The sequence below is a fragment of the Jatrophihabitans sp. genome, assembly GCF_035474675.1.
Lineage (GTDB): Bacteria > Actinomycetota > Actinomycetes > Mycobacteriales > Jatrophihabitantaceae > Jatrophihabitans_A.
In genome coordinates this window covers 1-6,044 of the sequence record NZ_DATINC010000011.1, presented here as the reverse complement: position 1 = coordinate 6,044, position 6,044 = coordinate 1, and the positions used below count along the sequence as shown (strand labels likewise).

The following is a 6,044-nucleotide window of genomic DNA, read 5'->3' as shown; positions in this document are numbered from 1 at the left end:
CGGCCAGGACGGGCACGACCGGGGCCAGAAGGTGATCGCCACCGCCTTCGCCGACCTCGGCTTCGACGTCGACGTCGGCCCGCTGTTCCAGACCCCGGCCGAGGTGGCCCGGCAGGCCGTCGAGGCCGACGTGCACGTGGTGGGCGTGAACTCGCTCGCCGCCGGGCACCTCACCCTGGTGCCGGAACTGCGCAAGGAGCTGGCCGCCTTCGGCCGCTCCGACATCCTGATCGTGGTCGGCGGGGTGATCCCGGAGCAGGACTTCGACGAGCTGCGGGCGGCCGGCGCCGCGGCGATCTTCCCGCCCGGCACGGTGCTGGCGACGGCTGCCCTGCAGCTGCTCGACGCGCTGGACCGCCAGCAGCCCGGCGCCGGCTGAGCCACGGTGGCAACCGATCCGGCCGCCCCTGACCAGGCCGCGGCTGTGCCCGACCCGGCCTCAGCTGCTCCTGATCAGACCGCGGCAGCGCCCGACCAAGCCGCGGCCGCATCCGACCAGGCCGTCCGGGCGCTCGCGGACGGGGTGCTGGCCGGCGACCGGGCCGCGGTCGCGCGGGCCGTCACGCTCGTCGAGTCCCGCCGTCCCGACCACCGCGACCAGGCCCAGCAGTTGCTGGCCCGGCTGCTGCCGCACACCGGCTCGGCCCAGCGGGTCGGCATCAGCGGAATGCCGGGGGCCGGCAAGTCGACCTTCATCGACACCCTGGGCAGCAACCTCACCGCGGCCGGCCACCGGGTGGCGGTGCTGGCGGTGGACCCGTCCTCGGCGCGCAGCGGCGGCAGCATCCTGGGGGACAAGACCCGGATGACCAGGCTGGCCGTCGACCCGGCCGCCTTCGTCCGGCCCTCGCCCAGCTCGGGCACCCTCGGCGGGGTGGCCCGGGCGACCCGGGAGACCATGCTGGTGATGGAGGCAGCCGGCTACGACGTGGTGCTGGTCGAGACGGTGGGCGTCGGGCAGTCGGAGTACGTGGTGGCCGGCATGGTCGACACCTTCGTCCTGCTGAGCCTGGCTCGCACCGGCGACCAGCTGCAGGGCATCAAGCGCGGCATCCTCGAGATCGCCGACGTGATCGCGGTGAACAAGGCCGACGGCGAGCACGCCGACGCCGCGCGGCGGGCGGCCCGGGAGCTGTCCGGGGCGCTGCGGCTGCTGCGCGGCGCCGAGGGGGACTGGCAGCCGCCGGTGCTGACCTGTAGCGCGCTGCACAACACCGGCCTGGCCGAGGTCTGGAAGCACGTGCAACGGCATCGGGACAAGCTGCTGGCCGACGGCCGGTTCGAAGCCAAGCGCCGCCGCCAGCTGGTGGACTGGACCAGGTCGATGGTGCGCGACCGGCTGCTGGAGCAGCTGGACACCCCGGCGGCCAGGGCGCTGGCCGCCGACGCCGAGCAGGCGGTGCTGGCCGGCGAGCTGACCGCCACGCAGGCCGCGGACCGGATCCTGGCGGGCCTGCCGACAGCGGGCCGGCCATGACCGGCGGGCGGGCCGGGCAGGAGGCGCTGGCCACCTTCAAGGACCTGTGCCTGGACGCCGTCGACGTCGAGCAGGCGGCCCGGTTCTGGGCTCCGACGCTGGGCCTGAAGGTGCGCCGCACCGGCTCGGACGTCTCGCTGGTCGGGACGTCGGAGACCCAGACGATCTGGATCAACCAGGTGCCCGAACCCAAGACCGTCAAGAACCGGGTGCATCTGGACGTCCATACCGGCTCACTCGACGAGCTCACCGGACGCGGCGCCCGGGTGGTGGCACCGGCCACCGACGAGCAGGCCTGGACGGTGTTCACCGACCCGGACGGCCAGGAGTTCTGCGGCTTCGTCCGGGAGCAGGTGCCGGACTACCGCCTGTATGAGGTGATCGTCGACTGCGCCGACGGCGAGCCGGTGGCGCGCTGGTGGGCCTCGGTGCTGGGCGGCGAGCTGGAACGGGACGGCGCGGACTGGGCGCTGACCAGGGCGTCCGGCGTTCCGTTCGAGTACCTGGTCTTCGGCGCGGTGCCGGAGCCGAAGACGGTCAAGAACCGGGTGCACTGGGATGTCTGGGTAGCCGACCCGCAGCTGCTGATCGACGCCGGTGCCACCCTGCTGCGGCCACCCGGGCTAGACACCGCCTGGCACGTGCTGGCCGACCCCGCCGGCAACGAGTTCTGCGCTTTCGTGCCCAGTACCGGCCAGGACGCCACTGACTGAAACGATCACAGCCCGCCGGACGATAAGGTGCCTGTGTGCCGAGCAGCCTCCACGCCGCAGCCCTCGACTGGCTGGGCGTCCACTCCTCCGAGCTGGTGGGCTGGCGGCGCGACCTGCACAGCCATCCCGAGATCGGCTATTCCGAATACCGCACCACCGAGCTGATCCTCACGGCGCTGTCGGGCTTCGGGCTGGCCCCGAAGCGGCTCTCGATCGGCACCGGAGTGGTCTGCGACATCGGCGACGGCCCGGACTTCGTGGCATTGCGCGCCGACATCGACGCGCTGCCCCTGCCCGACAACAAGACGGTCAGCTACGCCTCGCAGTACCCGGGGGTGTGCCACGCCTGCGGGCACGATGTGCACACCTCGATCCTGCTGGCGGTGGCCGGCTGCCTGGCGCAGGCTGGCGAGCTGGCGGGCTCCGTCCGGCTGATCTTCCAGCCGGCCGAGGAGCGGCTGCCCGGCGGCGCCGAGGCGGCGGTGGCCGAGGGCGCGTTGAAGGGCGTGACCGACATCTTCGCCCTGCACTGCGACCCGAAGCTCGACGTCGGCCAGATCGGGCTGCGGATCGGGCCGATCACCGCCTCGTGCAACCAGATCGACATCAAGCTGACCGGCCCGGGTGGCCACACCGCCCGCCCGCAGCTGACCACCGACGTGGTGTACGCGCTGGGCAAGCTGATCACCGAGCTGCCCGGCCTGCTGTCGCGCCGGATCGACCCGCGGGCCGCGGTCTCGCTGGTCTGGGGGGCGGTGACCGCGGGCTCGGCGGCCAACGCCGTTCCCACCGCCGGGACGCTGCGCGGCACGGTGCGGATGCTCGACGACCGGCTGTGGAAGAACCTGGAGTCGATGGTCACCGAGCTGGCCCGCCAGATCGTGGCACCGACCGGGGTCGACATCGAGATCAACTACGACCCGGGCGTGCCGGCAGTGGCCAACGACGGCACCCTGGTCGGCATCCAGACCCGGGCGGCGCTGGCGGCGTTCGGCCCGCTGGCAGTGTCTGACACCGCGCAGTCGATGGGTGGCGAGGACTTCGCCTGGTACCTGCAGACGGTGCCCGGCGCGCTGGCCCGGCTGGGGGTGCGCGGGCCGGGGGCGCCGCTGTACGACCTGCACCAGTCGAACTTCGACATCGACGAGGACGCCCTGGCGATCGGGGTCCGGTTCACCACCGCGCTGCTCGACGAGTACTGGAACGGCGCCGTCAAACCCGGCTGATCAGCTTGCGAACCTTGGCGATCTCCGCCTAGTATCGGTGCACACCGCCCGGTCCCTCTGGGGCCGGGTTTTACTTTTACCAGCCCGGCGGTCGCGACCACCTGCCTACCTGAAAAGGCAGCTGGTTCATCGTGAAGTCCTGGGCAGTCAGCTGATACCACCAGTGACCGCCGACGCCCGCACCAGAGTCCGCGTTGAGCGCACCAGCGGGATATCCCTTTGTGGGATTGACCAACCCGATAGGAACGTAGGCCCGAGCCAACTCGATCGCTACTTTGAGGTCACTGTCGTTGCTGACCACCACCGCGGCGTCGACGTCTGCAAGCAGCACGTCCTTGACGAGGTGAACCGCCACATTGACGTCGGAACCCTTCTCCTCTCGCTTGGCGACCGAGGCCATGAACCATGCGTCGGGGACTGCCGCACCGTTAGCGTCTTTGACCATCAACGGCCATGCCATGTGGTGGAAATTGCATGGATGTGTGGAATGAAGCATTCGACGCTATGAATGCCATCGACTCGTCCAGGCGAGAACCTAACGACCGATCAGTTGGCGGAGATCAAGGCGCTTTTATCGATCAGCCAAGAGTAGTCGCAGATGCAGCTACTAGGTATTAACCCCGACTTTCAAGCCAGATGACTTAGCTACCAGCGGACATTACGGGGTAGGGCTTCCCGTGAGGCCTGAGTCCTTAAAGACATCCGGTACAGGGCAGCCCTTGGCCCGTGCCTTATCTTGAAACACCTTGGCTTTGTCGAATGCAGCCGACATTCCACTGGGGTTAGTCGCCAAGTGGTCGGCGGCATCCTGCATTACGGCGTAGTAGTCGTCGCTGATCTGCCTGCATTCGGAGCTGTTGGCCTTGCTGTGGCTGCTGCATCCGGCCATAACGGCCAAGCCGAGCGCGGCGGCCGGGATGAGTGGCAACTTCATGCGGCGATAGTGAACTATGCGTATTACCGGTTCAAGCAACCGCGCCGTGGTCCGTCATCCCTCGTAGCCCCGGTTATCTATAGGAGTTGAACGGGCGACAGGAAGCTTGCCGGCACCAGGCAGGTCAGCCGCCGATGGAGCGGCAGGGACGGTTGCGCAGCTCGTCGACGTAGTCGGCCGGCGCTCCGGCGGCGTCCGCGGCCTCGGCGATCAGTCCCAGGTAGCGGGCCGAGGGCAGGCCGCCCTCGTAGCCGTTGAGGACGTAGGTCCAGGCCAGCACGTCGCCGTCCAGGGTGGACACCCGCAGCCGGCAGGTCCGGTACAGGCCCGAGTCGGCGCTCTCCCACTTGTCCAGCGCGACCCGGTCCTGGGCGGTGATGTCGTACAGGGCGACGAAGACCGCGCTGCCGGGCTCCTCCACCAGGGTGGCCAGCGCGCCTTCCCAGCCCAGGTCCTCGCCGCCGAACGTCAACCGCCAGTGCGGCAGCCAGCCGGTTCCGGCGAACGGTGAGTGGGGGCATCGAGTGCGCATCTGGGCCGGGTCCATGTTGGATCCGTACGCGGCGTAGAGGAGCACGAGCACGCAGCCTACCGACAAACCGATGCGTGATCATCAGCCCCGCGCGGGTGCGTCCGGCCCAGATCCGCGACAATGGGCGGGTGAGACGTATCGCGATCATCGGTGGCGGCCCGGCCGGGTACGAGGCCGCCCAGGTCGCGGCCGAGCTCGGCGCCGAGGTCACCCTGATCGAGGCCGACGGCGTCGGCGGGGCGTGCGTGCTCTACGACTGCGTGCCGTCGAAGACCCTGATCGCCACCTCGGAGAAGGTGACCGCGTTCCGGGACGCCCCCGCGGTCGGCCTGCACGCGCCGGCCACCGGCAACACCCCGGTGCAGCTGGCGGTGGTCAACGAGCGGGTGCGGCGGCTGGCGGCCAACCAGTCCGCCGACATCGCCCGCCGGCTGGACAAGCACGGCGTCCGGGTGCTGGCCGGCCGGGCCCGCTTCGCCGCCGACCAGCCCGGCCGGACGTTCGCGCTCGACGTCAGCAGCACCGGCGGCGACCCGGACGAGCGGATCGAGGCCGACGCGGTGCTGGTGGCCACCGGCGGCACCCCACGGGTGTTGCCCGGCGCCGAGCCGGACGGGGAGCGCATCCTGTCCTGGCGCCAGCTCTACGACCTGACCGAGCTGCCCTCGCACCTGGTCGTGGTGGGTTCCGGCGTCACCGGCGCGGAGTTCGCCTCCGGCTACACCGAGCTGGGCGTGCCGGTCACGCTGGTGTCCAGCCGCGAGAAGGTGCTGCCCGGCGAGGACCCGGAGGCCGCCGATGTCATCGAGAAGGTGTTCACCGAACGCGGCGGCACCCTGATGAAGAAGGCCCGGGCGGCGTCGGTGACCCGGGACGGCGACGAGGTCGAGGTGCGGTTGACCGACGGGCGCACCGTCCGCGGCTCGCACGTGCTGATGTGCGTCGGCTCGGTGCCCAACACCGCCGGGCTCGGCCTGGAGCACGTGGGCCTGGCGCCCAACGCGGCCGGCTTCCTCGAGGTGGACCGGGTCTCGCGCACCCAGGTGCCCGGCATCTACGCCGCCGGCGACTGCACCGGGGTGCTGCTGCTGGCCTCGGTGGCCGCCATGCAGGGCCGGGTGGCGATGTGGCACGCCCTGGGCGAGGCGGTGCAGCCGTTGCG

General features: G+C 70.7%; 8 protein-coding genes. 5 read left to right on the top strand and 3 right to left on the bottom strand.

Features of this window, described 5'->3' with window-relative positions; genetic code table 11:
• The 4 genes from VLJ82_RS00950 to VLJ82_RS00935 all read left to right on the top strand — a co-directional run.
• Positions 1-379 (top strand): cobalamin-dependent protein (locus VLJ82_RS00950; RefSeq protein ID WP_408661447.1); only part of this gene is annotated, 379 nt, incomplete at its 5' end.
• 6 nt (positions 380-385) lie between these two features.
• Positions 386-1,477, top strand: coding sequence for a methylmalonyl Co-A mutase-associated GTPase MeaB (gene meaB, locus VLJ82_RS00945; RefSeq protein ID WP_408661446.1), 1,092 nt, complete (start codon positions 386-388; stop codon positions 1,475-1,477).
• On the top strand, positions 1,474-2,190 hold the full coding sequence (locus VLJ82_RS00940) for a VOC family protein (RefSeq protein WP_408661445.1): 717 nt from the start codon (positions 1,474-1,476) through the stop codon (positions 2,188-2,190). Before meaB ends, VLJ82_RS00940 begins: the two co-directional genes overlap by 4 nt.
• 35 nt (positions 2,191-2,225) lie before the next feature.
• Positions 2,226-3,416, top strand: coding sequence for an amidohydrolase (locus VLJ82_RS00935; RefSeq protein ID WP_408661444.1), 1,191 nt, complete (start codon positions 2,226-2,228; stop codon positions 3,414-3,416).
• A gap of 76 nt (positions 3,417-3,492) precedes the next feature.
• On the opposite strand, the gene VLJ82_RS00930 is transcribed toward VLJ82_RS00935, so the two are convergent.
• The 3 genes from VLJ82_RS00930 to VLJ82_RS00920 form a co-directional block, all read right to left on the bottom strand.
• Entirely contained in the window at positions 3,493-3,876 is a 384-nt protein-coding gene (locus VLJ82_RS00930; RefSeq protein ID WP_408661443.1) for a hypothetical protein, read from the bottom strand.
• 198 nt (positions 3,877-4,074) lie between these two features.
• A complete protein-coding gene (locus VLJ82_RS00925) occupies positions 4,075-4,350 on the bottom strand; it encodes a hypothetical protein (protein WP_408661442.1) in 276 nt (91 codons plus the stop codon).
• Between the two features lie 124 nt (positions 4,351-4,474).
• A complete protein-coding gene (locus VLJ82_RS00920) occupies positions 4,475-4,927 on the bottom strand; it encodes a gamma-glutamylcyclotransferase family protein (protein WP_408661441.1) in 453 nt (150 codons plus the stop codon).
• An 83-nt stretch (positions 4,928-5,010) separates the two neighbouring features.
• Between VLJ82_RS00920 and VLJ82_RS00915 the strand changes: the two genes are divergently transcribed.
• Positions 5,011-6,044: NAD(P)H-quinone dehydrogenase (locus VLJ82_RS00915; protein WP_408661440.1), on the top strand; the 1,034-nt coding region annotated here is incomplete at its 3' end.